Here is a 24,990-nt window from a genome sequence, read left to right as displayed (position 1 = left end):
CACGCCGTATCCCCCCAACGGAGCACGCCACGATGCGCAACGAGCAGCGGACCCTGGCCGATCCGCTCGAAACGCTGGGCCTCGACCCCACCCAGACGGCCCTCTACACGGCTGTCCTGCGCCTCCACCGGGCCACCCGGAGCGAGCTCGCCGAGGTCATGAACGGCCCGGTCGACACCTTGGCCGGCCAGCTCGACGACCTGGTCAGGCTGGGGGTGGTCGACGAGCAGTCGGGCGAGTACCTCGCCAGGCACCCCGCGGCCGCCCTGGGCAGGCTGGTGGCGGACCGCCTCGACCTGCTCGCCGAGGAGAGCCGCAGGATCGACAGCGCGCTGGGCTCGATCCGCACATTGATCCGCGACTACGACATGGGCCGCGACTACCGGAGCGGCCCGTTCCCCGTCGAGCTGGTCAGCGGCGCCGACGTGCTGTACGAGAGCGTCATGGGCATGGCGGTGCAGGCGCCGCCGCTCACCCTGCTCGTCGCGATCCCCGACGGGCGCACGATGACAGACTTCGCCCGCAAGTTCGCCGACCCGTGGATCGACGCCCAGGAGCGGGGCCTGATGGTGATCCGCGCCGTCGTGCCGGTCGACGCGCTGACGTTGCCGGGGGTCCGCGACGCGATGACGCGCGTGATCGCCACCGGGGGCAGCATGCGGACCCTCGACAGGGTGCCGAGCTGGTTCATGACGGCCGGGGCGGATGCCGCCGGCCTGCCCGCCCGGTGGGGCGGCAACCTGCCCGAGGTCGCGTACAACTTCTACCTGCTGCGCACCCCGATCGTGGTGGGCATGCTGAGCTCGCTGTTCGAGGAGCTGTGGAGCAGGGCGGTCCCGCTGCCGTGGGGGCGCAGGGGCGACGCCATGGCGCAGGTGGTCCGCCTGGCCGCGCAGGGCCTGTCGGACGAGGCGATCGCCCGCCACCTCGGCGTGTCGGTCCGTACGGTGCGCACGAGGTTCGCCGAGGCCATGACCGAGCTGGGGGCGCAGTCGCGGTTCCAGGCGGGTGTGGAGGCGGCGCGGCGCGGATGGCTCGACCAATGACCACCATGGGCGCCGCCCCGGTCTTATGGTGGGAAGGTGCCGGAAGACGTCCCCCGCGACCCGTTCGCGGATGATCCCGACGACCCGTCCTCGGCGATGGGCGGGTTCGACGACGCCGAGCCGCTGACCGCCGCCGAGCGCGACGAGGCGATCACCGACCTGGCCGACGTGGAGGTCTTCCGTTCCCTGCTCGAACCGCAGGGCGTGCTGGGGCTCGTGCTCGACTGCCCGGAGTGCGGCGAGCAGCACTTCTTCGACTGGGACCTGCTGCGCGGCAACCTGCGCCAGATGATCGAGCAGGGCCGGCCGCAGGTGCACGAGCCGGCGTTCCATCCCGACCCGGCCGACTACGTCACCTGGGAGTACGCCAGAGGCTACGTCGACGGCGTCATCGACACCGAGGAGCGCCGCTGATCGAGGACGTCCGCGACCAGCACGGCGAGCACCCGCGCGGCGGGGTCGTGGTGGTCGGGAAGCCCTCCGGCGGCGAGCGCGTCGAGCAGCGCGTCGCTCTCGTCCTCTGGCGTCAAGCGGACTCCAGCTCGGCCATCTGCCTCAGCCTGGCGAGCGCCCGGTGCTGGGCGACGCGTACGGCGCCTGGTGACATGCCGAGTACATTACCGGTCTCCTCGGCGGACAGCCCGGACACCACACGCAACAGCAGCAGCTCGCGCTGGTTGCGCGGCAGCCGGGCGAGCAGCCTGCGGGCGTGCTCCACCTCGATGTAGCGGACGACGGTCTCCTCCGGCCCCGGCCCGTCGTCGGGCCCGTCGGGCAGGTCCTGCGTCGGCACGGCCGAGCGCACGGAGCTGCGCAGCGCGTCGGCCACCTTGTGCGAGGCGATGCCGAACACGAAGGACGCGAACGGCCGTCCCATGTCGCGGTATCGCGGCAGCGCGGACAGGACCGCGATGCACACTTCCTGGGCCACGTCATCTGCTATGTGATATTGCCCCGACACCCTGCCCAGCCTGGCGCGGCAATAGCGCACCACCATCGGACGCAACTCGCCGAGCAAGGATTCGATCGCGGTGCGATCGCCCTGCACGGCGAGGGTTGTCAGTTCTCTTAGGTCGGAGTCATCCGTCCGTGCCGGAAGTCTCGACGCGAGCCTTACCCCAATTTTGGCGTCGGCGACGCTTCCCTCGCTCACGATAGGCATGATGCCCGCGTTGATCCGGCATGTCGTCATGGCGAACGGCTACGGATTGGTCACATTGACGCGACGATAACTCTCGGTAATCGGATGACAACACTAAGCCTTTGGCTGTGGCGCAATATTTCACCGAATAACCCGATACGCACGACATTTGTCAGACGTGGACGCTTACCGCCTGCTTGAGGTTTACCGAATTAATCCGACATTCTCCATCAAGATTCGCCGCCCGCTACATGACATACCACTGGCGTTTCGAAAGCAGGTACGACTGCGAAACCGGTCCGGGCGGTGACCGAAAACCACGACGGCCCGCACCGGAGCCGGTGCGGGCCGTGAGGAGCCGGACGTGGGTCAGTGGCCGTGGCCGTGACCGTGGCCCTGGCCGGCGGCCGGAGCCTCCTCCTCGGGCTTGTCGACGACGAGCGCCTCGGTGGTCAGCAGCATCCCCGCGATCGACGCGGCGTTCTGCACGGCCGAGCGGGTGACCTTGACCGGGTCGATGACGCCCTGGGCGAGCAGGTCGCCGTACTCGCCGGTGGCGGCGTTGAGGCCGTTGCCGGCGGACAGCTCCGCCACCTTGTGCGTGACGACGTAGCCCTCCAGACCGGCGTTCTCGGCGATCCAGCGGGTCGGCTCGACCAGCGCGCGGCGCACGATGGCCACACCGGTCGCCTCGTCGCCCGTCAGGCCGAGGTCGTCGACCTCCTTGGCGACGTGGATCAGCGCCGAGCCGCCGCCGGAGACGATGCCCTCCTCGATGGCCGCGCGGGTCGCGGAGATCGCGTCCTCGAGACGGTGCTTCTTCTCCTTGAGCTCCACCTCGGTGGCGGCGCCGACGCGCAGCACGCACACGCCGCCGGCCAGCTTCGCCAGGCGCTCCTGGAGCTTCTCGCGGTCCCAGTCGCTGTCGGACTGCTCGATCGCGAGCTTGATCTCCTTGACGCGGTCCTCGATGGCCGCGGCGTCACCGGCGCCGTCGACGATCGTGGTGCTGTCCTTGTCGATCACGATGCGGCGGGCGGTGCCGAGCACCTCCAGGCCGACGTTCTCCAGCTTGAGGCCGATCTCCTCGCTGACGACCTGGCCGCCGGTGAGGATGGCCATGTCCTGCAGCATCGCCTTGCGGCGGTCGCCGAAGCCCGGGGCCTTGACGGCGACGGAGGTGAACGTGCCGCGGATCTTGTTGGTGACCAGGACGGCCAGGGCCTCGCCCTCGACGTCCTCGGCGACCACGAGCAGCGGCTTCTTGGTCTGGGCGATCTGCTCCAGCAGCGGGAGGAAGTCCGCGATGGAGGAGATCTTGCCCTGGGTGAGCAGGATGTAGGCGTCCTCCAGGACGGCCTCCATGCGCTCGGTGTCGGTGACCATGTAGGCCGACAGGTAGCCCTTGTCGAACTGGAGACCCTCGGTGAACTCCAGGTCCATGCCCATGGCGTTGGACTCTTCGACGGTCAGCACGCCGTCCTTGCCGACCTTGTCGAACGCCTCGGCGATCAGCTCGCCGATCTTGGCGTCCTGGGCGGAGATCGTCGCGACGTTGGCGATCTCCTTCTTGTCCTCGACCGGCCGGGCGGAGGCGAGCAGCTTGTCGCTGACCTCCTTGGCGGCCTTGTCGATGCCGCGCTTGAGCGACAGCGGCGAGGCGCCGGCCGCGACGTTGCGCAGGCCCTCGCGGACCATGGCCTGGGCCAGGACGGTCGCGGTGGTGGTGCCGTCACCCGCGATGTCGTTGGTCTTGGTGGCCACTTCCTTGGCGAGCTGGGCGCCGAGGTTCTCGTAGCGCTCCTCAAGCTCGATCTCGCGTGCGATGGTCACGCCGTCGTTCGTGATCGTCGGAGCACCGAACTTCTTGTCGATGACGACGTTGCGGCCGCGGGGGCCGAGGGTTACCTTCACGGCATCCGCGAGGGCGTTGACGCCGCGCTCGAGCGCGCGCCGGGCGTCCTCGTCGAATTCCAGGATCTTGGCCATTTTGCTGAAAGTCCTCTCCTAGCGTCGAAGGCCCCGGGGGCTCTAGAGCGCCCGGGGCCCGACACAACCGGCTTACTTCTCGATGATCGCGAGAACGTCGCGGGCGGAGAGCACGAGGTACTCCTCGCCGCCGTACTTGACCTCGGTGCCGCCGTACTTGCTGTAGAGGACGATGTCGCCCTCACTGACGTCGAGCGGAATCCGCTTCTCGCCGTCCTCGTCCCAGTTGCCGGGACCCACCGCGAGGACCTTGCCCTCCTGCGGCTTCTCCTTGGCGGTGTCGGGAATGACCAGGCCGGAAGCGGTGGTCTGCTCTGCCTCAAGCGGCTGAACCACGATGCGGTCGCCGAGCGGCTTAACGGGAACCTTGGTGGCGGTCGTCACGATCGGACCTCCCCTTCAGATGTGACTGATTAGAAGAGGCGACCAGCTGGGCCTGCCGTCGCGGGTGCCAGACCTGCCTCGTCGCACGTTGGCACTCTCAAGGGGAGAGTGCCAACAGGAAACATATGCAAGAGGGGCTTGACAGTCAACACGAACTCGTCTGCTCACAGCGATCGTGGGCAAGCTTTCACAAGGTCGACCCGGACTCCGGAGCCTCCTGGAGCTCCAGCCTACGTCCGCGCGGGCCCCCCACGGGCCGACACGCTGGCCCGGAAGCACTCCGTACGGGCGCTACCGTCGTATGCCGTGGATCTCGACGCCTTCACCGCGCTGCTGACCCCGCGCGGCCGCGAAGCCCTGGCCGAGGCGCAGGAGCTCGTCGGCGCCGACCCCGTCGCCGCCGCCACGCGGCTGCGCAGGACCCACGACGCCGCGCTCACCTCGGCCGCGCTCACCCAGGCCCGGCTGCGCGAGCGGGCCAAGGCCAAGTTCGGCGCCGACGCCGGGCGCATGTTCTTCACCCCGCACGGCCTGGAGCAGGCGACCAGGGCCGAGGTGGCCGCCCACCGGGCGCGGCGGCTGGGCGCGGCTCCCGGACACCGCGTGGCCGACGCCTGCTGCGGCGTCGGGGGCGACCTGCTGGCGCTGGCGCGGGCCGGCTGCGCGGTCGACGCCGTGGACACCGACCCGCTCTCGGTCGCCGTGGCGAGGGCCAACGCCGAGGCGCTCGGGGTGGCCGACCGGGTGACCGTACGGGTGGGCGACGCCGCCGAGGTGCGGCCGGAGGCCTACGACGTGCTGTTCGCCGACCCCGCCCGGCGCACCTCCAGGGGCAGGACGTTCGACCCGCTCGCCTACTCGCCGTCCTGGCCCGTGGTGCTCGGCCTGCTGGGCAGGGCGCGGGTCGGCTGCGTGAAGGTCGCTCCGGGCATCCCGTACGAGTTCATCCCGGACGACGCGGAGGCCGAGTGGGTCTCGTACAAGGGCGAGGTGAAGGAGGCCACGCTGTGGACCGGCCGCCCGCCGGAAGGGGCGCGGCGCGCGACGCTGCTGCCGGGCGGGCACACGCTCACCGCCACCGGCGCCCGCGCGGCCACCGGCCCGGTCGGGCGGTACGTGTACGAGCCGGACGGGGCGGCCGTCAGGGCGCATCTCGTCGGCGAGGTGGCCGAGCTGGTGCGCGGGTGGCTGCCCGACCCGATGATCGCCTACATCTCGGGGGACGAGCCGGTCGACACCCCGTGGGCCACCCGCTACGAAATACAGCACGTGCTGCCGTTCTCGCTGAAGCGGCTCAGGGCCGCGCTGAGGGAACGCGGAGTGGGCAACGCCGTCATCAAGAAACGCGGCTCGGCGGTCGATATAGAACGCCTGCGGGCCGACCTCAGGCTTTCCGGCGACAGGACCGCCGTGGTCATTCTGACGCGCGTATCCGATAAGCCCACTGTCCTGATCTGCGACCCCAGCCCACCTGCGTGAATGACAAATCAGGGCGATTCACCGATAAGCGCGACGTTTTTCTTCGCCCCTGACGGACCTTGATCGAAAGGCTAAGGTGGGCGGGCGGGAGTCCTCCCCCCTCTTGCGGTGAGCCGCGTTCTCCTTCTTATCTGCAAATCGGACCATCCCACCGCTACGCGGCAGACCGTCGACAGCGAAGGAGCCTTTCGGTGGACCATTCCAACCACACCACTCTGCTGCAGGCGGCGGGTGGCCAGACCGCCATCTCGGAGCGGATGCGGGAACTGCTGGCACGTGCCGCCCAGGATCACGTGTACGAGCAGCGCACGCAGGGAGCCGTGCTCGACGAGATCCGCCAGCGGCTGGAGGGCATGGAATGGCTCCTGCGCGAGGTGCGCGAGCGCGAGCTGGGCGGTCTGAGCGGCACCCTGGAGACCGTCAGCGGCCGGCTGGACGACATCGCCGTCAAGCCGCCCCTGTGGGCCGAGGGCCTGGCCCAGCACGTCGAGGCGGTGCGCGACCACGTCGACGCGGTGGGCGAGCAGGTCGGCGGCGTCGACTCGGCCGTGGAGTCGGTCGGCAAGCGCGTCCACCCGGTCATGGAGCTGCCGAAGCTGCGCGCCGACGTCACCGCCGTGTGCGAAGGGATGGAGGAGACGCTGGGCCGGCTGCAGACGGTGGTCGACTTCACCGACGACATGGCCAAGCGGATGGGTGACGTCACGGCCAGGCTGGCGCAGGTGAGCGCGGGCATGGAGGTGGCCGCCGGCCGGTTCACCCGGCTCGACAAGTCGCTGGCCGAGCTCAACTCCCGCACCGACCGCGTCGAGGGCGTGGTGCTCGACCTGTCCGACACCTTCGACGAGCGGGTGGCGAGCGCCGCCCGGGAGGTGCGGGCCCGGGTCGACGAGGTCGGCGAGCACCTGTCCGGGCGCTTCGACGGCGTCGACGGCCGGGTCGACCGGGTCGAGAGCCGGCTCATGGCGCTCGACACCCGGTTCGAGACGGCCGAGGAGAGCCTGGCCGACGTCGACGCCCGCCTGCGCGGCGTGGACGCCCGCGTTACCTCCCACACCGGCCGCTTCGACGCCCTCGACGCCCGCCTGGCCTCCCACGCGGGCCGCTTCGACGCCATCGACGAGCACCTCGACACGCACACCGGCCGCTTCGACGTGATCGACGAGCGGCTCACCGCCCACGCCGACCGCCTCGACGCCGCGGACACGCGGCTGACCGGCCGCTTCGACGCCGTCGACCGGCACCTCGTCACGCACGCGGACAGGTTCGACGCCATCGACGAGCGGCTGACCGCCCAGGTCGGGCGGTTCGACACGGTCGAGGACCGGCTGACCGCGCAGGACGAGCGCCTGGAGGCCGTCGACGGCCGCCTCGGCAAGGCCGCGGGCCGCCACGAGGACCGCTTCGCCGGCATCGACGACCGCCTGACCTCGCTCGACGGGCGCCTGGGCGAGGCCGAGGAGCGCCTGGCCCACCGGGTCGAGGGCCTCGACGCCCACCTGACCGGCCTCAACACCCGCGCCGAGCAGGCCGGCGAGACCCTGGAGGCGGTCGGCCGCCGGATCGACGGCCTGCCCGCCGCCCTCGGCATCGGCGAGCTGCTCGACACCCACGGCGAACGGCTGACCGAGGCGGCCGCCTCGCTCGCCGAGATCGTCCGTTCCCGCCCCGACCGCGACACGCTCGCCGAGACCGTCTCGGACATCGTCCAGCCCGCCACCACCGACCTCAACAAGCGTCTGGGCGCCCTGGAGGAGACCATGCTGGCGCTCGCCGAAGCACTCCTGCGACCGAGCCGCGCCAAGGACTGACGCGGCTCCCCCGTACGCGAGCCGGCGGAAGGGCGCTGAGCGACGCACGACGAGTAGGCTCACCATGATCGCCAGCGACAGCGGAGGAGCCGCTCATGACCACCGACCCCACGATGGCCCGGATCGCCCAGGGAGTGGAGTTACATCACCACCAAGGGCAGCGTGATGCCGCTCGTGACCTGTTCGCGCAGATCTGGGACGACATCGGCGGCGAGCAGGGTGACCCGCTGCATGTCTGCGTCCTCGCCCACTCGATGGCCGACGTGCAGGACGACGTGCACGAGGAACTGACGTGGGACCTGCGGGCGCTCGCCGCCGTCGGCCAGGTCACCGACGAGCGGGTGGCGGAGGCCGGGGTGCCGCTATCGGTGGCCGGCCTGTATCCGTCGTTGCACCTGAACTTGGGTGAGTGCTACCGGAAGCTGGGCGATCTCGGCCGCGCCCGCGAGCACCTCCAGCAGGCGCGGGCCGAGATCGGCGCACTCGGCGACGACGGCTACGGCCGGCTCATCAAGGGCGGGCTGGAGCGGCTGGCCGAACAACTGGACGAGACCGTCTGAGCGCGCCCGCGCGGTCAGACGTTGACGGTCGTGATCGGCAGGGACGAGTCGGCGGGGATGTCCAGCGCGGAGGGCGCGATCCCGGCAGCCACCAGGTCGGAGCCGAGCGCGGCCACCATGGCGCCGTTGTCGGTGCACAGCCCCGGGCGGGGCACGCGCAGCCGCACGCCCGCCGCGTCGCACCGCTCCTGGGCCAGGGCGCGCAGCCGTGAGTTGGCCGCCACCCCGCCGCCGATGAGCAGGTCGTGCACGTCGTACTTCCGGCACGCCTGCAACGCCTTGCGGGTCAGCACGTCGACGACCGCCTCCTGGAACGAGGCCGCCACGTCGGGCACGTGGATGCGCTCGCCCGCGGCCTCGCGGGCCTCCACCCAGCGTGCGACGGCGGTCTTGAGCCCGGAGAAGGAGAAGTCGAGCGTGCCGTCGTCGATCTTGCCGCGAGGGAAGGCGACCGCCGTGCCGGAGCCGTCGCGGGCCGCCTTGTCGATGTACGGGCCGCCGGGGAACGGCAGCCCGAGCACCCGCGCCACCTTGTCGAACGCCTCCCCCGCCGCGTCGTCCACGGTGGACCCGAGCGAGATCACGTCCGCGGCCACGTCGGGCACCAGCAGCAGCGAGGAGTGGCCCCCGGACACCAGCAGGGCGATGCACGGCTTGGGCAGCGGCCCGTGTTCGAGCTGGTCGACGGCGACGTGCGCGGCCAGGTGGTTGACGCCGTAGAGCGGGACGCCCAGGCCGAGGGCGTACGACTTGGCGGCGGCCACGCCGACCAGCAGCGCCCCGGCCAGCCCCGGCCCGGCGGTGACGGCCACCGCGTCGACGTCGGAGAGCTTCACCCCGGCCGCGGCCAGCGCCGCGTCCACGGTGGGCGTCATGGCCTCCAGGTGGGCGCGCGAGGCGACCTCGGGCACCACACCGCCGTAGCGGGCGTGCTCGTCCATGCTGGAGGCGATGGTGTTGGCCAGCAGCGTGTGGCCCCTGACGAGGCCGATGCCGGTCTCGTCACAGGACGTCTCGATGCCCAGGACCAGGGGTGCGTCAGCCATCCTGCTTCCCTCTCATCATGATCGCGTCGGTGCCGTCGTCGTAGTAGCGGCGGCGGGTGCCGATGCTCTCGAACCCGAATCGCTCGTAGAGGCCGCGCGCCACCGGGTTGTCCTCCCGCACCTCCAGGAAGATCTCGCGAGCCCCGCGCCGGCGCGCCTCGGCCAGCAGCTCGGTGAGCATGGCGGCGCCGACGCCGGTGCCGCGGTGGGCCGGCAGCACCGCGATCGTCTGCACGTCGGCCTGGTCGGCGGCGACCGCGACCCCGGCGTAGCCGATGATCACGTCATCGACCACGGCCACCACGTAGTGTCTGGTGCGCGGCTGGTCGGCCAGCTCGCCGCGCATCATGCCCTCGCTCCACGCGTCGAGCGGGAACGTGGCGCGCTCGATCGCCATGACCTCCGGCAGGTCGCCCTCGGTCATCTGGCGCAGTCTCACGCCGTCACCCGCTTGGGCGCTCCCGGCACGGCCGCGTCGGGGCGGCGCAGGTAGATCGGGCGGGCCTCGTCGAGCGGCACGCCCGCCGCGATGCGCTCGGCCGCCAGCGCGGCCAGGAACCCGGCGTGCGGGTAGGCGGGCTCGCGGGCCGGGCCGAGCACGCCGGGGTAGAGACCTGCTCCGGCGCCGACCACCGGCAGGCCCTCGACGGGCACCTCGGCGGGCTTGTCGACGGAGGGGCCGTCGAGCCTGGTGCGCCGGTCGGCGTAGCGGGCCCAGAAGACCTCCTTGCGCCGCGCGTCGGTCGCCACCAGGAACGGCTCGTCGAGGCCGCTGCCGTACGCCAGCGCGTCGAGGGTGCAGATGCCGTGGGCGGGCACGCCGAGCGTGGCCGCCAGCGCCTGCGCGGTCATCAGCCCGACGCGCAGACCGGTGTAGGGGCCGGGGCCGCAGCCCGCGACGACGGCCGTCACCTCGCGCAGCGGCACGCCCGCCTCGGCGAGCACCCGCTCGACGGCCGGCGCCAGCAGCTCGCCGTGGCGGCGCGCGTCGATCGTCGTGGATTCGGCGAGCACCCGCTCGCCGTCGTGGACAGCGGCGGTGACGGCGGGCGTCGCGGTGTCAAAGGCCAGGACCAGCACGACTGTTTAGCCTACCCGCGGCTCACACCCCACCGCGCCCGTACGCGCTCCTCAGGCCCAGCCCGTGCGGTGGCGCAGCCACTCCAGCGCCTCGACGCCCTGCGCGTGCTGGAAGGCGCGCAGGGTGGGCAGCCCCGGCGGGGCCGGCAGACGGCTCTGCCGCAGGAAGAAGCCGGTCAGCCCGGCCAGCGCGGCGGTGATGGCCGGGGCCGGGTCGGGCAGCAGCTCCTGCGGCGCCGGCCCGCCCTGCATGGCCACCGACGGCAGCATGGCCATGAGGTCGAACCAGGCGGCTCCCGTGCACGCCCACGGCCAGTCGACGACGTACACCCGGTCACCGGCCACCAGCAGGTTGTCGGCGCGCAGGTCGGAGTGGAGCAGCGTGTCGCCCGCGGCCCCCACGGCCCAGCCGGACTCCAGCTCGGCCAGCGCGGCGAGATGGCGCAGCGCCCACGGGTCGAGCCCGGCGGTGTCCTCGCCCAGCAGCCTGCGCCAGCCGCGGAACGCGTCACCGAACCGCTCCGCGATGGGCGGCGCGTCGATCGGCGACGGCGTCAGCTCGGCGCCCATCCGGCGCACGGCGGCCAGCACCAGGTCCAGCTCGTCGCGGCGCCACGGCGTCACCGGATGGCGCCCCTCGATGTCCTCGAACACGAGCGTCACCCAGCCGTCGAGCTCGAACGAGGTGAGCAGCCGGGGAGCGGGCACGGCGGCGGGCAGCGCGGCGGAGATCGCGGCCTCCGCCCGGTAGATGAGGACGGAGTCGGGGTTCTGCTCCGGGCTCACGGTCTTGACGAAGGCCCGGCGGCCCCCGTCGGTGCGCAGCCGCACCGCCGCGGCCGGGGAGAAGCCGCCGTCCTGGGTGACCGCCTCGGCCACCCGGCCGCCGAGGAACTCCTCCACGGCGGCGCGCACGCCGGCGTGGACGTCCTGCCAGGGTACGCGCACGCCGGTCGCCGGCGGGTTCGTCCGAGTGCTCATGCATCCATGATCGGGTGCGGGGCAACCGGTTTTAGGCGCGCGACGCGTACACGATGATGTTGTCGACGTACTCGCCCTGGGCCGCGTCGAACCTTCCGCCGCAGGTCACGAGCTTGAGCCCGTCCTCGACGTACACCTTCCTGAGCGGGAACTCGTCCTTGTGCACCTGCTCGACGGCGTCGACCTTGTACGTGACGGTCTTGCCGTCGCTCCGCTCGACCCGTACCTTCGAGCCCTTGCGCAGGTGGCGGAGCTTGTAGAACACGGCGGGCGCGGTCTTGGTGTCGACGTGGCCGATGATCACCGAGGCGCCCTTCTCGCCGGGCACCACGCTGCCGGTGTACCAGCCCGCCATCTCGGGCTTCTCGTAGGGCGGCAGCTCGACCTCGCCGTTCTTCACGCCGAGCTTCATCAGCGGCGCCTCGACGTCGATCGACGGGATGCCGATGGTCTCGGGCACGACCGCGGCCGCGGCCTGCTCGGGCTGCTGCATGCTCTGACCGAAGGCGACCAGCACCAGGCCCGTGACGGCGCCCGCGAGCACCACCCGTCCGGAACTCGCCATGACTAGGACCGGCGGCGCTTGACCGCCACGCCGACGCCGACGGCGAGCGCCAGCCCGATGGCCGCGCCGACGCCGCCGAGCGGGATCGACGTGCCCTCGTCGACTTCCTTGCCGAACGTGCCGCCGCCGCCCGCCCTGGGCGCCCTGGTGGGCACGTCGCTGGGCAGCGGTTCCGCGCGGGCCACGCGCAGGGTGGCGCGGCCCGAGTGGTTGGTGCCGTCGCACTTGACGTCCACGCGGTACGAGCCGCGCCGGACCGTACCGGAGATCTGCGCCTGACCGCGCACCCAGTCGCCCCCGGCGTTGCCGGTCGGGCTGGGCGTGCCGCCCGAGGTGGTCGGGTTGAGCGTGACCCCGCTGACGAACGCCCTGGACGTGGCGGTGCCGGTGTGGGCGGGCCCGCCCTGCGGCGCCGGGCAGTTGGCCAGGATCCACACGGTGGAGCTCTCGCCCGCGGTGACGCGGTCGGGGTTGAGCTGGACCGAGATGGAGGAGACCGCCGGAGTGGCGGTCGCCGTGGCCGTCGTGGTGGCCGTCGTGGTTGCGGTGGTGGTGGCGGTCGGCTGGCCCGTGCCTGTCGGGCTGCCGGTCGGCGTGGAGCTCTCCGCCGGTGTCTGCGCCTCCGCCGCGCAGCCCATGAGGCCGATCATGAGGATGGCCCCCGCATAAGCGACTCGCCTGACCCTGAGCACCGCCGCACCCCACTCCGCCGCTCTTTTCCTAGCATCCACCGGTTTCGTGGATACCGCCCTCCTGATACCCAGATTTTCTGGGCCAACCCTTACCAATGATCATGTTTCTCGTCATGGCGAAGGTACGTCAAGGGTGTCAGCATGACCCGGAGTTGGTGCGGGTTTTACTCTTGTGCGGCGTCAGTCGGCGTGTCGGCCCAGCGCGGGCCGACGCCGCGCAGGGTCACGGTGCGGGCGTCGTCGCCCGACTCGCGGTCGATGTGGATCTCCAGGCGGTCTTCGGCGAGCCCTTCGACCAGGCCCTCGCCCCACTCGACGACCGTCACCGACTCCTCCAGCGAGGCGTCGAGGTCGAGGTCGTCCACCTCCAGGTCGCCGCCGAGCCGGTAGGCGTCGGCGTGGACCAGCGCGGGGCCGCCGCACAGCGACGGGTGCACCCGGGCGATGACGAAGGTGGGCGAGGTGATCGGCCCGCGGACCTTGAGCCCTTCGGCGATGCCCTGCACGAGCGTGGTCTTGCCGGCGCCGAGCGGGCCCGACAGGACCAGCAGGTCGCCGGGGCGCAGCAGGGATGCCAGGCGCGTGCCGTACGCGCGCGTCTCCTCGGCGGTGCGCAGCCTCACACGCCCACCCTCTTGATCAGGTCGCGGAGCGCGTCGGTGACGGCGCCGGGACGTTCGAGCTGGATCAGGTGCGAGGTGTCGGGCACCTCGATGAACTGGGCCTTGGGCAGCGCCTCGGCCATGGCGCGGCTGTGGTCGGGGGGAGTCAGCCAGTCCTGGTCACCGACCATGATCGCGGTCGGCACCGGGTCGAGCACGTGCAGCGCGGACAGCTTGTCGTGGTTCATCAGCGCGGGATAGAAGTCGGCGACCACCTCGGTCGGGGTCGCCCTGATCATGGACTCGGCGAAGTCGACGAGGGTGGGGCTGACGTTCTTGGAGTCGCCGAAGGCCATGTAGCGGGTCAGCAGGAAGGCGATGTCGCTGCCCGCGTGGCGGGTGCGGTCGACGAGGGAGCCCCGGCGTCCGAGCATCGACACCGTGGTCGGGGCGACCTTGTGGACGGCCTTGGACACCAGAGCGGGCAGCCCGAGCGTCAGCTCGGCCAGCTTGCCCGCGGAGGTGGCGATGAGGGCGACGCCGCGCACCCGGTCGCCGAACAGCTCCGGGTGGCGGTCGGCCAGCGCCATGATCGTCATGCCGCCCATGGAGTGGCCGACGAGCACGCACGGCCCCGGCACGAACTGGTCGAGCACCTCGGCAAGGTCGTCGCCGAGCCGGTCGATCGAGGTGTCGCCGGAGACGGCGCGCTGGGAGCGGCCGTGCGAGCGCTGGTCCCACACCACGACGCGGTGGTGCTCGCGCAGGTCCCTGCGCTGGTAGTGCCACGATTCGAGACTGAGACAGTAGCCATGGCACAGCACGACGGTCAGCGGCGCGTCGTGTCCGTCGTCGCCGCCTTCCTCCTGGGGCCTTCGCTCCTTCGGCCCGTCGACCTCGACGTGCAGGGCCACGCCGTCGGAGGTGATGAGCGTGTGGGAGCTGCCGCCCAGCTCGCCGAAGGGCTCGCTGGCCTCCAGGTCGGGGCGGAGGCGGATGCGGCCGACCGCGTAGCGCTTGGCCATGGCCGCGGCCGCGATGCCCGCGGACGCCGCGCCGACGAGCGCGCCGGCGATCCCGAACCTGCGGCGTGTTGTCGTCGTCATGTCCTCTGTCCCTCGTAGACCCTCGGCACGCGCGCCCCGATCCTCGTCACGATCTCATGCGTGATCGTGCCGAGGGTATCCGCCCACTCCTGAGCGGTCGGCTCGCCCTGGTCTCCCGGTCCGAACAGGACGACCTCGTCGCCTGCCCGCAACGGGTCGTCACCCACATCGATCATGAACTGGTCCATGCACACTCGGCCGGCCACCCGCCTTCGCCTGCCGCCGGCCAGCACCTCCGCGCGGTCGGTCGCGTGGCGCAGGATCCCGTCGGCGTAGCCGAGCGGGACCAGGCCGAGCGTGGTCTCGCGGCCGGTCACGTAGAGGTGCCCGTAGGACACCCCCGAGCCCTCCGCCACCCGTTTGACCATGGCGAGGCGCGCGACGAGCGTCATGGCCTGGCGCAGCCCGAAGTCGCCCAGCTCGGGGACGGGGCTCAGACCGTAGACGGCGATGCCGGCGCGCACCATGTCGAAGTGCGTCCTGGGCAGGGTCATCACGGCGGCCGAGTTGGCGAGGTGCCTGATCACGTGGGAGCCGGCCACGCCCGCCTGCTCGGCCAGTTTGAGCGCGGTCTCGAAGGCGTCGGTCTGGGATTCGACGGCTGGATGGCCGGGGATGTCGGCGCAGGCGAAGTGTGACCAGATGCCGACGACCTCGACGGCGCCCTCCGCCTGCAGCTCCAGCGCCTTGCGCAGCAGGCCGGGCCAGGCGGCGAGCGGCGCGCCGCCCCTGCTCATGCCGGTGTCGGCCTCCAGGTGGACGCGGGCGGTGACACCGGTGGCGCGGGCGGCGGCGGCGATCTCGCCGAGCAGCCGCTCGTCGGAGGCCGACACCTCGACGTCGGCCCCGATCGCCTCGCCTATCGGCTCGCCGGGCGTGATGAGCCAGGCCAGGATCGGCGCGGTGACGCCGGCGGCGCGCAGGTCGAGCGCCTCCTGGACGAACGCGGTGCCGAGCCGGCCCGCGCCGGCCTCCAGCATGGCCTCGGAGGCGGGCACCAGCCCGTGCCCGTAGGCGTCGGCCTTGACGGCGGTCATCAGCTCGGCGCCGGACGCCCGCTCGCGCAGCAGCGCCACGTTGTGCCTGATCGCGGTCAGGTCTACCCGCGCCTCCGCGGGCGTCGCCATCGGGGAGCTCATCCTTCTAGTTTGGCAGCTCCTGAACGTGGTCGAGCGCGATTTCCGCCGCTCAGAACCCCGATGACGGCAGGGCCCACGGTCTCGCCGCTCACGGCGCCAGGCTCCGCGCGCTTTCTTCGTCCAGCGACCGGATGGCGGCGGGGAGCGCCTCGGCCACCGCGGCGGCTGTGAGCGGCGCTCCGTCGGCGGCGATCCTCCCGGCCAGGCCGTGCAGGTAGGCGGCGCACGAGCCCGCGTCCCGCGCGCCGAGCCCCTGGGCGAGCAGCGACCCCGCGATGCCGGACAGCACGTCGCCGGTGCCGCCGGTGGCCAGCCACGGCGTGCCCGTGCCGTTGACCCGGGCCGGCTCGCCCTCCTCGGCGACGACCGTGGTGGACCCCTTGAGCAGCACGGTGACGCCCAGCTCGGCCGCCGCCGCCCGCGCGTGCGCGAGCGGCGCCGCCTCGATGTCACCGCGCGCCGCCCCGGTCAGCCGCGCCAGCTCGCCCGCGTGCGGGGTGATCAGGACCGGCGCGGTACGGCGGAGCAGCGAGACGTCGTGGGCCACGACGTTCAGGCCGTCGGCGTCCACCAGCACGGGCACGTCGGTGGCGAGCACCCGGAGGACCAGCTCGCGGGCCCATCGGCCGGTGCCGAGCCCGGGCCCGAGCACCCACGCCTGCACCCGTCCCACGTCGTCGATCGACGGCTCGGCCAGTTCGGTCACGACCGCCTCGGGCCAGCGGGCCCGCACCTGGCCGACCGGCCGGGATGGCCCGGCGTAGCGGACCATGCCCGCCCCCGCGTGCAGCGCGCCGCCGACGGCGAGCACCGCGGCGCCGGTGTACTGGTCGCTGCCCGCGACGACGCCGACCACTCCCCTGCGGTACTTGTCGGAGGCGGCCGCCGGTCGCGGCAGCGTGGCCCGTACGGACGCGCGGGTGAGCGCGGTGACGTCAGGGCCTGGCAGGTACGGGCCGAGCCCGATGTCGATCAGCTCCACCCGGCCCGCGTGTGCGGCGCCCGGGTCGACCAGCAGGCCGGTCTTGAGCGCCCCCATCGTCACCGTCACCGCCGCCCGGACCGCGCCCCCCTCGACCCTGCCGGTGGAGGCGTCGACGCCGCTGGGCACGTCCACGGCGACGACCGGCGCGGCGGCGTGACCGGCCGTCTCCGCCAGCCCGGCGTACGGCTCGCGCAACGCCCCCGACGCCCCGATCCCGACCAGCCCGTCGACGATCAGGTCTGCGCCCTCGACGGCACGGCGGACGTCGTCCCCGCCACCGGGCTTCCGGGACACCCCGCCCGCGGCCAGGAGCGCGGCCAGGCCCGCCTCGTGGACGCGGGAGCCGGCGAGCACCGCCGTCACCCCCGCGCCGCGCCTGGCGAGGACCGCCCCGGCGTGGAGGGCGTCGCCGCCGTTGTCGCCGCTGCCCACGAGCAGCACGACGCGGCTCCCGTACACGCGGGGAAGCATGGCGGCGCAGACGGCGGCCAGCCCGGTCGCGGCGCGCAGCATGAGCGTGCCCTGCGGCAGGGTGGCCATCAGCGCGCGCTCGGCGGTCCTGATCTGGTCGGCGGTGTAGGCGGTGAACACCCTGACCAAACTATCCTTCGGCGATCACGTAAGCCATCGCGACGCCGCCGTCGTGGCTCAGCGAGACGTGCCAGCGCTGGACGCCCAGCCGGCGGGCGACCTCGGCGGCCTCGCCGGTGACGCACAGCTCGGGCCTGCCGCTGCGGTCGCGGCGCACCTCGGCCTCCAGGTGGCTCAGCCCGCGCGGCGCGCCGAGCGCCTTGGCCACGGCCTCCTTGGCGGCGAACCTGGCGGCCAGCGACTGGATCGCGAGATCCCGCTCGACCTCGGTGAACAGCCTCTCGCGCAGCGCGGGTGTGCGCTCCAGAGCGTCGCGGAAGCGTGCGATGTCGACCACGTCGACCCCGATGCCGAGGATCATCGCCCCAGGTTACCCCCAGAAGATCCGCTCGACGGGGACGTCAGAAGGCGCCTCGTGCCCAGGGACCCCAGATGGCGATCGTGCGGCCCCGCTCCGCCTGGACGTTCACGTACAGGGTGTGCCCGCCGGGCCCGAACGTGGTGCCGGCGAACTCGGCGCCGGGATCGCCCGGGATGGGCTCCAGGCGGCAGAAGTCGAAGATCTCCCCGTTCCTGGTGAGCCCGCGCAGGTAGTTGTCGCCGTCGCCGTCCTCGCAGAGCACGAGCGTGCCGCGGTCGCTGACCGTCACGTTGTCGGGCAGGTCGAGGGCGGCGGCGCGGGGCGACTGGTAGACGAGCCTGAGCGTGCCGCTCCACGTCTCGTACGCCCAGACCTGGCCGCGCCCGTCGCCGAAGCCGTCGGGCGGGTCGTCGTCCGGGGCCGCGTCGCCGCCCTGTGTGGAGACGAAGTAGATGGTGCCCCGGTGGTGGACGGCGCCTTCGAGCCTGGCGAAGACCGCCGCGCCCGCGGTCCTGCCCTGCCCGCCGACGGCCTTCCCGGCCTGGGCCCTGGAGGTCCCGGCGGGCAGTGCGGGGTCGGGCTCCTCGATGTCCACCCAGGTGGTGGCGAACGTGCCGCCGGTGCGGTGTCCCACGGACAGGTCGGCGCGCGGCTCGCCCTTGACCGCGAGCATCTGCAGCTTGCCGCCGTCGAGCAGCCTCCCGGCCCGCATCGGGTGCTCCGGCGCGACGTACCGGTAGAAACCCGAGGGATGGTGGTAGTTGTCCTCGGTGAGATAGAGGGTGCCGGTGGCGGGGTCGAAGGCGGCGGACTCGTGCGCGAACCGTCCCGCGGCCCTGATCGGCCGGCCGCTGGCGGCGCCCTTCAGGGGGACCTCGAAGACGTAGCCGTGCTTCCTGGTCAGCCGGTCGTTGCCGGCGCCGGCCACGTCGGGGCCGTCCACGGTCTCCTCGCAGCTGATCCAGGCGCCCCACGGCATGGGGCCGCCGGAGCAGTTCCGCAGTGTGCCGCTGAGCGACGGGCGGCTCCTGAGCACCTCGCCTTCGCGGGTGACCCGCAGGGTGAAGGTGCCGCCGCCGGCCATCCTGTCGTAGGCGAGGTCAGGGTCGCCGAACGCGCTGACGGGGCCGCCGACCTCGTGGTTGCGGACGAGGATCGCGGTGTCGCGCGGGCCGCGGAACGCGGCCATGCCGTCGTGGCTGCCCGGCACCACGCCGCCGCCGGGTAACCGCTCACCGGCCGCGCCGAACGAGCGGTAGCGGAACCCCTCGGGCAGGTGCAGCCGGACCTCGCCGTCGGCCAGGTCGCGCACCGGTCTCAGCCGCCCGTACCCTCCGCGCGGCCCGTCGCCCGTGACGGGCACGGCGCCGCCGCGCGCGCCCGCGCACGCGACCCCCGCGAACGGCCCGGCCGCCAGCACGGCCGCCCTGGCCAGGAAGCTGCGACGGTCCACACGACCTCCGAGACGGCGACGACTACCCGCACGATAACCCCAGGTATCCCCACCATTCCGGCGAATCCTGCATCCTTCCCCGAACTGGTTATCGGTAATCCCCGTTTTCATCCACAGCCTGTGGATACCCCGGCTGATGGGCAAGCTGGACCGCGTCGTTACGCTGCCAAGGTGAACAACGGTTACGTTGAACTGAGCAGGGAGCAGTGGAGCGACCTCCGCAAGAACACGCCCTTGACTCTCACCGCGGACGAGCTGGAAGAGCTGCGCGGCGTTGACGACCCCATCGACCTCACCGAAGTGACCGACATCTATCTGCCGCTGACCCGGCTGCTCAACCTCCATTTCACCGGATCCAAGCAGCGCAGCAGCGTGCTGAGCGCCTTCCTCGGGCATCACGAGCGGCGCGTGCCGTACGTCCTGGGCATCGCGGGCAGCGTCGCGGTCGGCAAGTCGACGACGGCGCGGCTGCTCCACACGCTGCTGGCGAGGTGGCCGGAGCATCCGCACGTGGAGTTGGTGACGACGGACAGCTTCCTCTATCCGAACGCGGTGCTGGAGTCCAAGGGCATCATGCATCGCAAGGGCTTCCCCGAGAGCTACGACCGGCGGGCGCTGGTGCGGTTCGTGGCGGAGGTGAAGGCGGGGGCGGCCGAGGTGCACGCGCCGGTCTACAGCCATCTGGAGTACGACATCGTCCCCGGCGCCTCCCAGGTCGTGAAAAATCCAGACATCCTCATCATGGAAGGGCTCAACGTCCTCCAGCCCGCCCCGCCCACCTCCCTCGCCGTCAACGACTACTTCGACTTCTCCATCTACGTCGACGCCAAGGTGGAACACGTCCGCACGTGGTACGTCGACCGCTTCCACAAGCTCCGCCGCACCGCCTTCGAAGACCCCAAGTCCTACTTCAAGTACATCGCGGACATGCCGTACGACGAGGCGACGAAGTTCGCCGTCAACGTCTGGCGCGACATCAACGAACGCAACCTGATCGACAACATCGCCCCCACCCGCGGCCGCGCCGACCTGGTCATGCACAAGGGCCGCGACCACTCCGTCCGGCGGGTGGTGCTGCGCAGGACCTGATCCCTGAGGAGGACCCTGGCCGGGGCCCCGATGCCGGCTCAGGGATGACACCCATTCATCCCTTGGGACGACGATTCGCGGCATCCCCGGCCGGTAGGGTCCGGGGCATGCACATCCTCGCCATCGAGGGGCTGACCAAACGCTTCCCCACCGTCACGGCGCTCGACCGGCTCACGGTCACCGTCGGTCCCGGCGTCACCGGCCTCGTCGGGGCGAACGGCGCGGGCAAATCGACACTCATCAAGATCCTGCTCGGCCTGCTGCCGGTGTCCGAGGGCCGGGCCGCCGTGCTCGGCCTCGACGCCTTCACCCAGAGCGCCGAGATCCGCAGGCTGGTCGGCTACATGCCGGAGCACGAGTGCCTGCCGCCCGACGTGTCCGCGACCGAGCTGGTCGTCCACCTCGCGCGGATGTCGGGGCTGCCGCGCACCGCCGCCCGCGAGCGCGCCGCCGACGTGCTGCGCCACGTCGGCCTCGCCGAAGAGCGCTACCGCCCGATCGGCGGCTACTCCACCGGCATGAAGCAGCGGGTCAAGCTCGCCCAGGCGATCGTCCACGACCCCAAGCTGATCTTCCTCGACGAGCCGACCAACGGGCTCGACCCCCGGGGCCGCGACGAGATGCTGACCCTGATCCGGCGCATCGGCACCGAGTTCGGCATCAGCGTGCTCGTCACCTCCCACCTGCTCGGCGAGCTGGAGCGGGTCTGCGACCACGTCATCGTGATCGACTCCGGCCGGCTGCTGCGCTCGTCCGCCATCACCGAGTTCACCCAAGCCACCGAGACCATCACGGTCGAGGTCGAGGAGGGCGCCGACGCGCTGGCCGGGCGGCTGGCCGAGCTGGGCCAGACCGTCACCCCGCACGGCCGCATGCTCCTCGTCAAGGTGCGCGGCCCCGAGACCTACGACGCCGTCCGCGACGCCACCGCCGACCTCGACCTGTGCCTCATCCGCCTGGAGCAGGGCCGCAACCGCATCGAGGACGTCTTCAGGGGGGAGGCCGCCCATGTCTGAGATCTACGACATCGGCTACCGCCACTACGACGGCCCCCGGCTGGGCCGCCACCACACCGTGCTGGCGCTGGGCGTCCACAGCCTGCGCGGCGTCTTCGGCCTCGGCAGGCCCGCCCGATCCAAGATCATGCCGTTCTCGCTGGCCGCCATCATGATGTTCCCCGTCGTGGTTTCGATCGCGACGATGGCGATGATCCAGCAGCGGGTCGGCGACTACAGCGGCTACGCCGTGGTCATGCAGGCCGTGGTGGCCATCTTCCTGGCCTCCCAGGCGCCCACCGTGGTCGCCCCCGACCTGCGCCACCGCGTCCTGCCGCTCTACCTCTCCCGCCCGGTCACCATCACCGAGTACGTCGGAGCCAAGGTCGCGGCCATGACCGTGGCGCTGTTCCTGCTGGTGGCCGTCCCGCTGACGGTGATGTTCGTCGGCGACCTGCTCGTCGACATGCCCGGCCCGCCGCCCACCGGCGAATACCTCGGCGCGGTGACCATGGCCGCGGTGCTGGCCGTGCTGCTGTCCACCGTGGGGCTGGCGCTGGCCGCGCTGACGCCCCGGCGCGGGCTCGGCGTCGCCTCGGTGATCACCGTCTACCTGCTGTCCACCGGCGCGGCGCCGATGATCTACGCCGCGCTCTACGAGTCCGGTTACCGGTCGGCCGGCGCCTGGGGCTGGCTGATCAACCCGTTCTGGCTGGTCGACGCCGCGCAGGTGTGGCTGTTCGGCAGCACGGCCCACATCCCCGACGGCGCCTACCCCGGTGGCCCGGCGCCGATCCTGATCGTGCTGGCCCTCATCGCCGCCGCCATGGCGGTCCTGTCTGCGCGCTACCGGAAGGCGGCCTCGCAGTGAAGATCGAGCTCTCCCAGGTCTCCCGCTGGTACGGCAACGTCGTCGCGGTCAACGACGTCACCATGACGATCGGGCCCGGCGTCACCGGACTGCTCGGGCCCAACGGAGCCGGCAAGTCGACGCTCCTCCACATGATGGCCGGGTTCCTGTCCCCCTCCGGCGGCACCGTCACCCTCGACGGCGCCGCCGTCTGGAAGAACCACCACGTCTACCGCGACATCGGCCTGGTGCCCGAGCGCGAGGGCGTCTACGGCTTCCTGACCGGCTGGCAGTTCGTGCTCTCGGCGGCCAGGCTCCACGGCCTGCCCAACCCGGAGGAGGCCGCCCGCAAGGCCCTGGCCACGGTCGAGATGGAGGAGCCGAAGGACCGCCGGGTCGAGACCTACTCCAAGGGCATGCGCCAGCGGGTCAAGGTCGCCGCCGCGCTCGTCCACGACCCCGGCGTGCTGCTGCTCGACGAGCCCTTCAACGGCATGGACCCACGCCAGCGGCTCCACCTGATGGACCTCATCCGGTCGATGGGCACCGCAGGCAAGACCATCCTGTTCAGCTCCCACATCCTGGAGGAGGTCGAGCGGGTCGCCCAGCACATCGAGGTGCTGGTCTCGGGCCGCCACGCCGCCTCGGGCAACTTCCGCGACATCCGCCGGCTCATGACCGACCGGCCCCACCTGTTCAGGATCCGCTCCAGCGACGACCGCAAGCTCGCCGCCGCCCTCATCCGCGACGATTCCGCCGGGGGCGTCACGCTCAGCCTCGACGGCCTGGAGGTGCAGGCCACCGAGTTCCGCCGGTTCGCCAGGCTGCTCCCCCGCGTGGCCCGCGACCAGGGCGTGCGCCTGCACGAGGTGTCACCCGCCGACGAGGACCTGGAGAGCGTCTTCTCCTACCTGATCAACAGGAGCAGCTGACATGAACACCGTCGTGGCAGGCATCACCTACCGGGCGCTGCTGGGCAGGCGCAGGGTCGTCCTGCTGCTCCTGCTGCCCCTGGCGCTGATCGCCCTGGCCCTCATGTTCAGCTTCTTCGGCGGCGGCGACCAGCGCACGGCCGTGCTGCTGATGCAGAACTTCGCCATCGGCACCCTCCTGCCGTTGCTCGGCCTCATCGCCGGCACAGGAGTGATCGCCCCCGAGATCGACGACGGCACCATCATCCACCTGATGTCCAAGCCGATCTCCCGGCCGCTCGTCGCGTGGACCAAGTTCGCGGTGGCTGCCTCGCTGGTGGCCGTGTTCGCGGCCGTGCCCACCTACCTGGCGGCCTGGATCCTCGTGGGCAACGAAGACGGCATCGCCGCCGGCTTCGCCCTCGGCACCCTCGTCGCGGGCATCGCCTACGCGGCCGTCTTCCTGCTGCTCGGCGTCGTCACCCGCCACGCGGTCACGATCGGCATCATCTACGCCCTCGTCTGGGAGTCGCTGGTCGGCAGCCTGGTGCCGGGGGCCAAGCGCTTCTCCATCCAGCAGTGGGGCCAGACGGTCGCCGACCAGGTCGTCACCTCGCCGTTCTTCGAGGCGGAGGTCACCCTGGCCTTCGCCGTCCCCGCCCTGGTCGTCGTCACCGTCGCCGCCGTCTTCTGGGCCGGCCGCCGCCTGCGGGTCTTCTCCCTGACGGGCGACGAATAGCGACCAGGCGACTGATCGACCCGCGTGTAACGTTGTGCCATGCCCGCGCGCCTGACCCAGCTGAGTCTGACGAGCTTCAAGACCTTTCGCGACGCTCGCCTCCCGCTGGGTGACATGACGTTGCTCATCGGCCGGAACAGCAGCGGAAAATCCAACGCTCTCGACGGGCTGGAGGTGCTCTCGCGGCTCGCAGAGGGTGGCGACATCGTCGACTCCCTCGACAGCAGGCGGGGGGACGAAGGCCCGTTGCGGGGGGGCATCACGGGCTGCCCTCCCCATGGAGAGGACACGTTCCGGCTGGGTTGTCAGGTGATCAACTTTGATCGCGTCGAACATGGCGCGTACGTCGGGATCATTTTCGATGTCGAGATCCGCGTGCGCCCCGAGCCCGGGATCATCAGCGAATCGCTTCGAGGATTCTCCGGCAAGCTCCGGCGGACCAACGATCTGGCCGGGCGTGCGTTCCATACGCTGCTGCATGGCGTGAGCTCTTCCGAAGGAAGCGGAAGCATCGAAGCGCGCTACTACAACGGGCGACCGGGCCGCGATCCGAAGGCCACCTTCCGCTCGTCCCGGCTGCTGACCGCGCAACTGCCTCTCAGACTGGACCTGACGACTGATGCGGAGCGTCATGTGGCCGCAGCGGCGCAGGATGTCCTGGACACTCTGCGCGGCGTCTTCCATCTGGACCCGGTCCCGCATCTGATGCGCCAGTACGTTCCCAGCCGGGACATCCGCCTGCGCAGGACCGCGGAGAACATCTCCGCGGTCGTCGGGCACCTCAAGCACGTCGACCCCGCGGCCTACGAGCGGCTGCTGCGGCACGCCCAAGCTCTCGTCGACCACGAGATATCCGGCATCGAGCTCATCCGCTCCGAGCTCGATGACCTGATGCTCGCGCTGCGAGAAGACGGTGCCACGACGCCGGCCCGCGAGATGAGCGACGGTCTGCTGCGGTTCATCGCCATCGCCACGACGCTGCTCCGCCAGGGCAGAGACCTCGACCTCAACCGGCGTGAGCCCACGGACGGAGCGGCGATCCCCTTGCTGGTCATCGAGGAACTGGAGAACGGCCTGCATCCGTCGCAGGCCTCGCAGCTCCTCAAGCTGGTGAAGAGCGCTACTGAGGAACGCACCGCCCAAACGGTGTTCACCACACACAGCCCCGCGCTGCTGTCGGCCCTTTCGCGAGAGGATCACCGGAACGTGGTGGTCAGCACCCGGGATCGCGAGACAGGTCTTTCCCGGCTCACCAAGCTGCCGGATCTTGCTGGTTACCCGAGCCTGATGGCACAAGGCGACCTCGGAGCCGTCATCACCTCGGGGCTGCTGGAGCAGAGTCCTCCCGAGAACGACGACCACACCGAGTTCGACCGCCTGATGGGGCTTGGGTGA

The 24,990-nt window shown here is 71.6% G+C and carries 27 protein-coding genes; 11 read left to right on the top strand and 16 right to left on the bottom strand.

Annotated features, from left to right (window positions below; genetic code table 11):
- The first annotated feature begins 32 nt into the window (after positions 1 to 32).
- Together KME79_RS16215 and KME79_RS16210 are read left to right on the top strand one after the other, a co-directional pair.
- Complete coding sequence (locus tag KME79_RS16215) at positions 33 to 1,046, top strand: helix-turn-helix transcriptional regulator (protein WP_219545118.1); 1,014 nt, start codon at positions 33 to 35, stop codon at positions 1,044 to 1,046.
- Positions 1,047 to 1,082: 36 nt separating this feature from the next.
- Positions 1,083 to 1,460 carry a DUF5319 family protein gene (locus KME79_RS16210; protein WP_148036829.1) on the top strand — a complete coding sequence of 126 codons (378 nt, stop codon included), beginning with the start codon at positions 1,083 to 1,085 and terminating at the stop codon, positions 1,458 to 1,460.
- Here KME79_RS16210 and KME79_RS16205 read toward each other — a convergent pair.
- From KME79_RS16205 to groES, 4 genes are all read right to left on the bottom strand, one after another.
- On the bottom strand, positions 1,421 to 1,576 hold the full coding sequence (locus tag KME79_RS16205) for a hypothetical protein (RefSeq protein WP_187281617.1): 156 nt from the start codon (positions 1,574 to 1,576) through the stop codon (positions 1,421 to 1,423). The two genes, KME79_RS16210 and KME79_RS16205, sit on opposite strands and share 40 nt — an antisense overlap.
- A complete protein-coding gene (locus KME79_RS16200; RefSeq protein ID WP_148036828.1) occupies positions 1,573 to 2,208 on the bottom strand; it encodes a sigma-70 family RNA polymerase sigma factor in 636 nt (211 codons plus the stop codon). The genes KME79_RS16205 and KME79_RS16200 overlap by 4 nt, the downstream gene beginning before the upstream one ends.
- Positions 2,209 to 2,556: 348 nt before the next feature.
- Entirely contained in the window at positions 2,557 to 4,176 is a 1,620-nt protein-coding gene (gene groL, locus KME79_RS16195) for a chaperonin GroEL (RefSeq protein ID WP_148036827.1), read from the bottom strand.
- Between the two features lie 72 nt (positions 4,177 to 4,248).
- Positions 4,249 to 4,560 carry a co-chaperone GroES gene (gene groES, locus KME79_RS16190; RefSeq protein WP_148036826.1) on the bottom strand — a complete coding sequence of 104 codons (312 nt, stop codon included), beginning with the start codon at positions 4,558 to 4,560 and terminating at the stop codon, positions 4,249 to 4,251.
- A gap of 306 nt (positions 4,561 to 4,866) precedes the next feature.
- Between groES and KME79_RS16185 the strand changes: the two genes are divergently transcribed.
- The 3 genes from KME79_RS16185 to KME79_RS16175 all read left to right on the top strand — a co-directional run bounded on the left by KME79_RS16185 (position 4,867) and on the right by KME79_RS16175 (position 8,410).
- Positions 4,867 to 6,039, top strand: a complete 1,173-nt coding sequence (locus KME79_RS16185; RefSeq protein WP_219545117.1) for a class I SAM-dependent methyltransferase — start codon at positions 4,867 to 4,869, stop codon at positions 6,037 to 6,039.
- Positions 6,040 to 6,230: 191 nt separating this feature from the next.
- Positions 6,231 to 7,850: a coiled-coil domain-containing protein gene (locus KME79_RS16180; protein ID WP_219545116.1), complete on the top strand. Its 1,620-nt coding sequence runs from the start codon at positions 6,231 to 6,233 to the stop codon at positions 7,848 to 7,850.
- 95 nt (positions 7,851 to 7,945) lie between these two features.
- The gene (locus KME79_RS16175) at positions 7,946 to 8,410 is read left to right on the top strand and encodes a tetratricopeptide repeat protein (RefSeq protein WP_148036823.1); all 465 of its coding nucleotides are present in this window, start codon (positions 7,946 to 7,948) and stop codon (positions 8,408 to 8,410) included.
- A 14-nt stretch (positions 8,411 to 8,424) separates the two neighbouring features.
- Here the strand turns inward: KME79_RS16175 and tsaD are convergent, their stop codons facing one another.
- The 12 genes from tsaD to KME79_RS16115 all read right to left on the bottom strand — a co-directional run bounded on the left by tsaD (position 8,425) and on the right by KME79_RS16115 (position 19,011).
- Positions 8,425 to 9,456 carry a tRNA (adenosine(37)-N6)-threonylcarbamoyltransferase complex transferase subunit TsaD gene (gene tsaD, locus KME79_RS16170; RefSeq protein ID WP_148036822.1) on the bottom strand — a complete coding sequence of 344 codons (1,032 nt, stop codon included), beginning with the start codon at positions 9,454 to 9,456 and terminating at the stop codon, positions 8,425 to 8,427.
- On the bottom strand, positions 9,449 to 9,880 hold the full coding sequence (gene rimI, locus KME79_RS16165) for a ribosomal protein S18-alanine N-acetyltransferase (RefSeq protein WP_219545198.1): 432 nt from the start codon (positions 9,878 to 9,880) through the stop codon (positions 9,449 to 9,451). Before rimI ends, tsaD begins: the two co-directional genes overlap by 8 nt.
- An 11-nt stretch (positions 9,881 to 9,891) precedes the next feature.
- Positions 9,892 to 10,536 carry a tRNA (adenosine(37)-N6)-threonylcarbamoyltransferase complex dimerization subunit type 1 TsaB gene (gene tsaB / locus KME79_RS16160; protein WP_219545115.1) on the bottom strand — a complete coding sequence of 215 codons (645 nt, stop codon included), beginning with the start codon at positions 10,534 to 10,536 and terminating at the stop codon, positions 9,892 to 9,894.
- Positions 10,537 to 10,587: 51 nt separating this feature from the next.
- Positions 10,588 to 11,517: a phosphotransferase gene (locus tag KME79_RS16155; RefSeq protein WP_219545114.1), complete on the bottom strand. Its 930-nt coding sequence runs from the start codon at positions 11,515 to 11,517 to the stop codon at positions 10,588 to 10,590.
- A gap of 31 nt (positions 11,518 to 11,548) precedes the next feature.
- Positions 11,549 to 12,082, bottom strand: coding sequence for a class F sortase (locus KME79_RS16150; protein WP_187281616.1), 534 nt, complete (start codon positions 12,080 to 12,082; stop codon positions 11,549 to 11,551).
- A gap of 2 nt (positions 12,083 to 12,084) precedes the next feature.
- Positions 12,085 to 12,732, bottom strand: coding sequence for a hypothetical protein (locus KME79_RS16145; protein WP_187281615.1), 648 nt, complete (start codon positions 12,730 to 12,732; stop codon positions 12,085 to 12,087).
- A 206-nt stretch (positions 12,733 to 12,938) separates the two neighbouring features.
- Complete coding sequence (gene tsaE, locus KME79_RS16140; RefSeq protein WP_148036817.1) at positions 12,939 to 13,397, bottom strand: tRNA (adenosine(37)-N6)-threonylcarbamoyltransferase complex ATPase subunit type 1 TsaE; 459 nt, start codon at positions 13,395 to 13,397, stop codon at positions 12,939 to 12,941.
- Positions 13,394 to 14,482 carry an alpha/beta fold hydrolase gene (locus KME79_RS16135; RefSeq protein WP_219545113.1) on the bottom strand — a complete coding sequence of 363 codons (1,089 nt, stop codon included), beginning with the start codon at positions 14,480 to 14,482 and terminating at the stop codon, positions 13,394 to 13,396. The genes tsaE and KME79_RS16135 overlap by 4 nt, the downstream gene beginning before the upstream one ends.
- A complete protein-coding gene (gene alr / locus KME79_RS16130; protein WP_219545197.1) occupies positions 14,479 to 15,609 on the bottom strand; it encodes an alanine racemase in 1,131 nt (376 codons plus the stop codon). Before alr ends, KME79_RS16135 begins: the two co-directional genes overlap by 4 nt.
- A 100-nt stretch (positions 15,610 to 15,709) precedes the next feature.
- Positions 15,710 to 17,197: an NAD(P)H-hydrate dehydratase gene (locus tag KME79_RS16125; RefSeq protein WP_219545112.1), complete on the bottom strand. Its 1,488-nt coding sequence runs from the start codon at positions 17,195 to 17,197 to the stop codon at positions 15,710 to 15,712.
- A 10-nt stretch (positions 17,198 to 17,207) separates the two neighbouring features.
- A complete protein-coding gene (locus KME79_RS16120; RefSeq protein WP_148036814.1) occupies positions 17,208 to 17,558 on the bottom strand; it encodes a holo-ACP synthase in 351 nt (116 codons plus the stop codon).
- A 40-nt stretch (positions 17,559 to 17,598) separates the two neighbouring features.
- Entirely contained in the window at positions 17,599 to 19,011 is a 1,413-nt protein-coding gene (locus KME79_RS16115; RefSeq protein WP_219545111.1) for an alkaline phosphatase PhoX, read from the bottom strand.
- A gap of 171 nt (positions 19,012 to 19,182) precedes the next feature.
- Between KME79_RS16115 and coaA the strand changes: the two genes are divergently transcribed.
- The 6 genes from coaA (at position 19,183) to KME79_RS16085 (ending at position 24,990) form a co-directional block, all read left to right on the top strand.
- Positions 19,183 to 20,100: a type I pantothenate kinase gene (gene coaA / locus KME79_RS16110; RefSeq protein ID WP_148036812.1), complete on the top strand. Its 918-nt coding sequence runs from the start codon at positions 19,183 to 19,185 to the stop codon at positions 20,098 to 20,100.
- Positions 20,101 to 20,207: 107 nt separating this feature from the next.
- Positions 20,208 to 21,116 (top strand): ABC transporter ATP-binding protein, encoded by a 909-nt coding sequence (locus tag KME79_RS16105; RefSeq protein ID WP_219545110.1) that lies wholly within the window; start codon positions 20,208 to 20,210, stop codon positions 21,114 to 21,116.
- Positions 21,109 to 21,966 (top strand): ABC transporter permease, encoded by an 858-nt coding sequence (locus KME79_RS16100; RefSeq protein WP_219545109.1) that lies wholly within the window; start codon positions 21,109 to 21,111, stop codon positions 21,964 to 21,966. The genes KME79_RS16105 and KME79_RS16100 overlap by 8 nt, the downstream gene beginning before the upstream one ends.
- Entirely contained in the window at positions 21,963 to 22,877 is a 915-nt protein-coding gene (locus KME79_RS16095) for an ABC transporter ATP-binding protein (protein ID WP_148036809.1), read from the top strand. Before KME79_RS16100 ends, KME79_RS16095 begins: the two co-directional genes overlap by 4 nt.
- A gap of 1 nt (position 22,878) precedes the next feature.
- Positions 22,879 to 23,595: an ABC transporter permease gene (locus tag KME79_RS16090; RefSeq protein WP_148036808.1), complete on the top strand. Its 717-nt coding sequence runs from the start codon at positions 22,879 to 22,881 to the stop codon at positions 23,593 to 23,595.
- Positions 23,596 to 23,634: 39 nt separating this feature from the next.
- On the top strand, positions 23,635 to 24,990 hold the full coding sequence (locus KME79_RS16085; RefSeq protein ID WP_219545108.1) for an AAA family ATPase: 1,356 nt from the start codon (positions 23,635 to 23,637) through the stop codon (positions 24,988 to 24,990).

The sequence above is a fragment of the Nonomuraea harbinensis genome, from assembly GCF_019396385.1.
Classification (GTDB): domain Bacteria; phylum Actinomycetota; class Actinomycetes; order Streptosporangiales; family Streptosporangiaceae; genus Nonomuraea; species Nonomuraea ferruginea.
The sequence above is the reverse complement of the archived record's forward strand: the minus strand, read 5'-3'. Positions and strand labels throughout refer to the sequence as shown.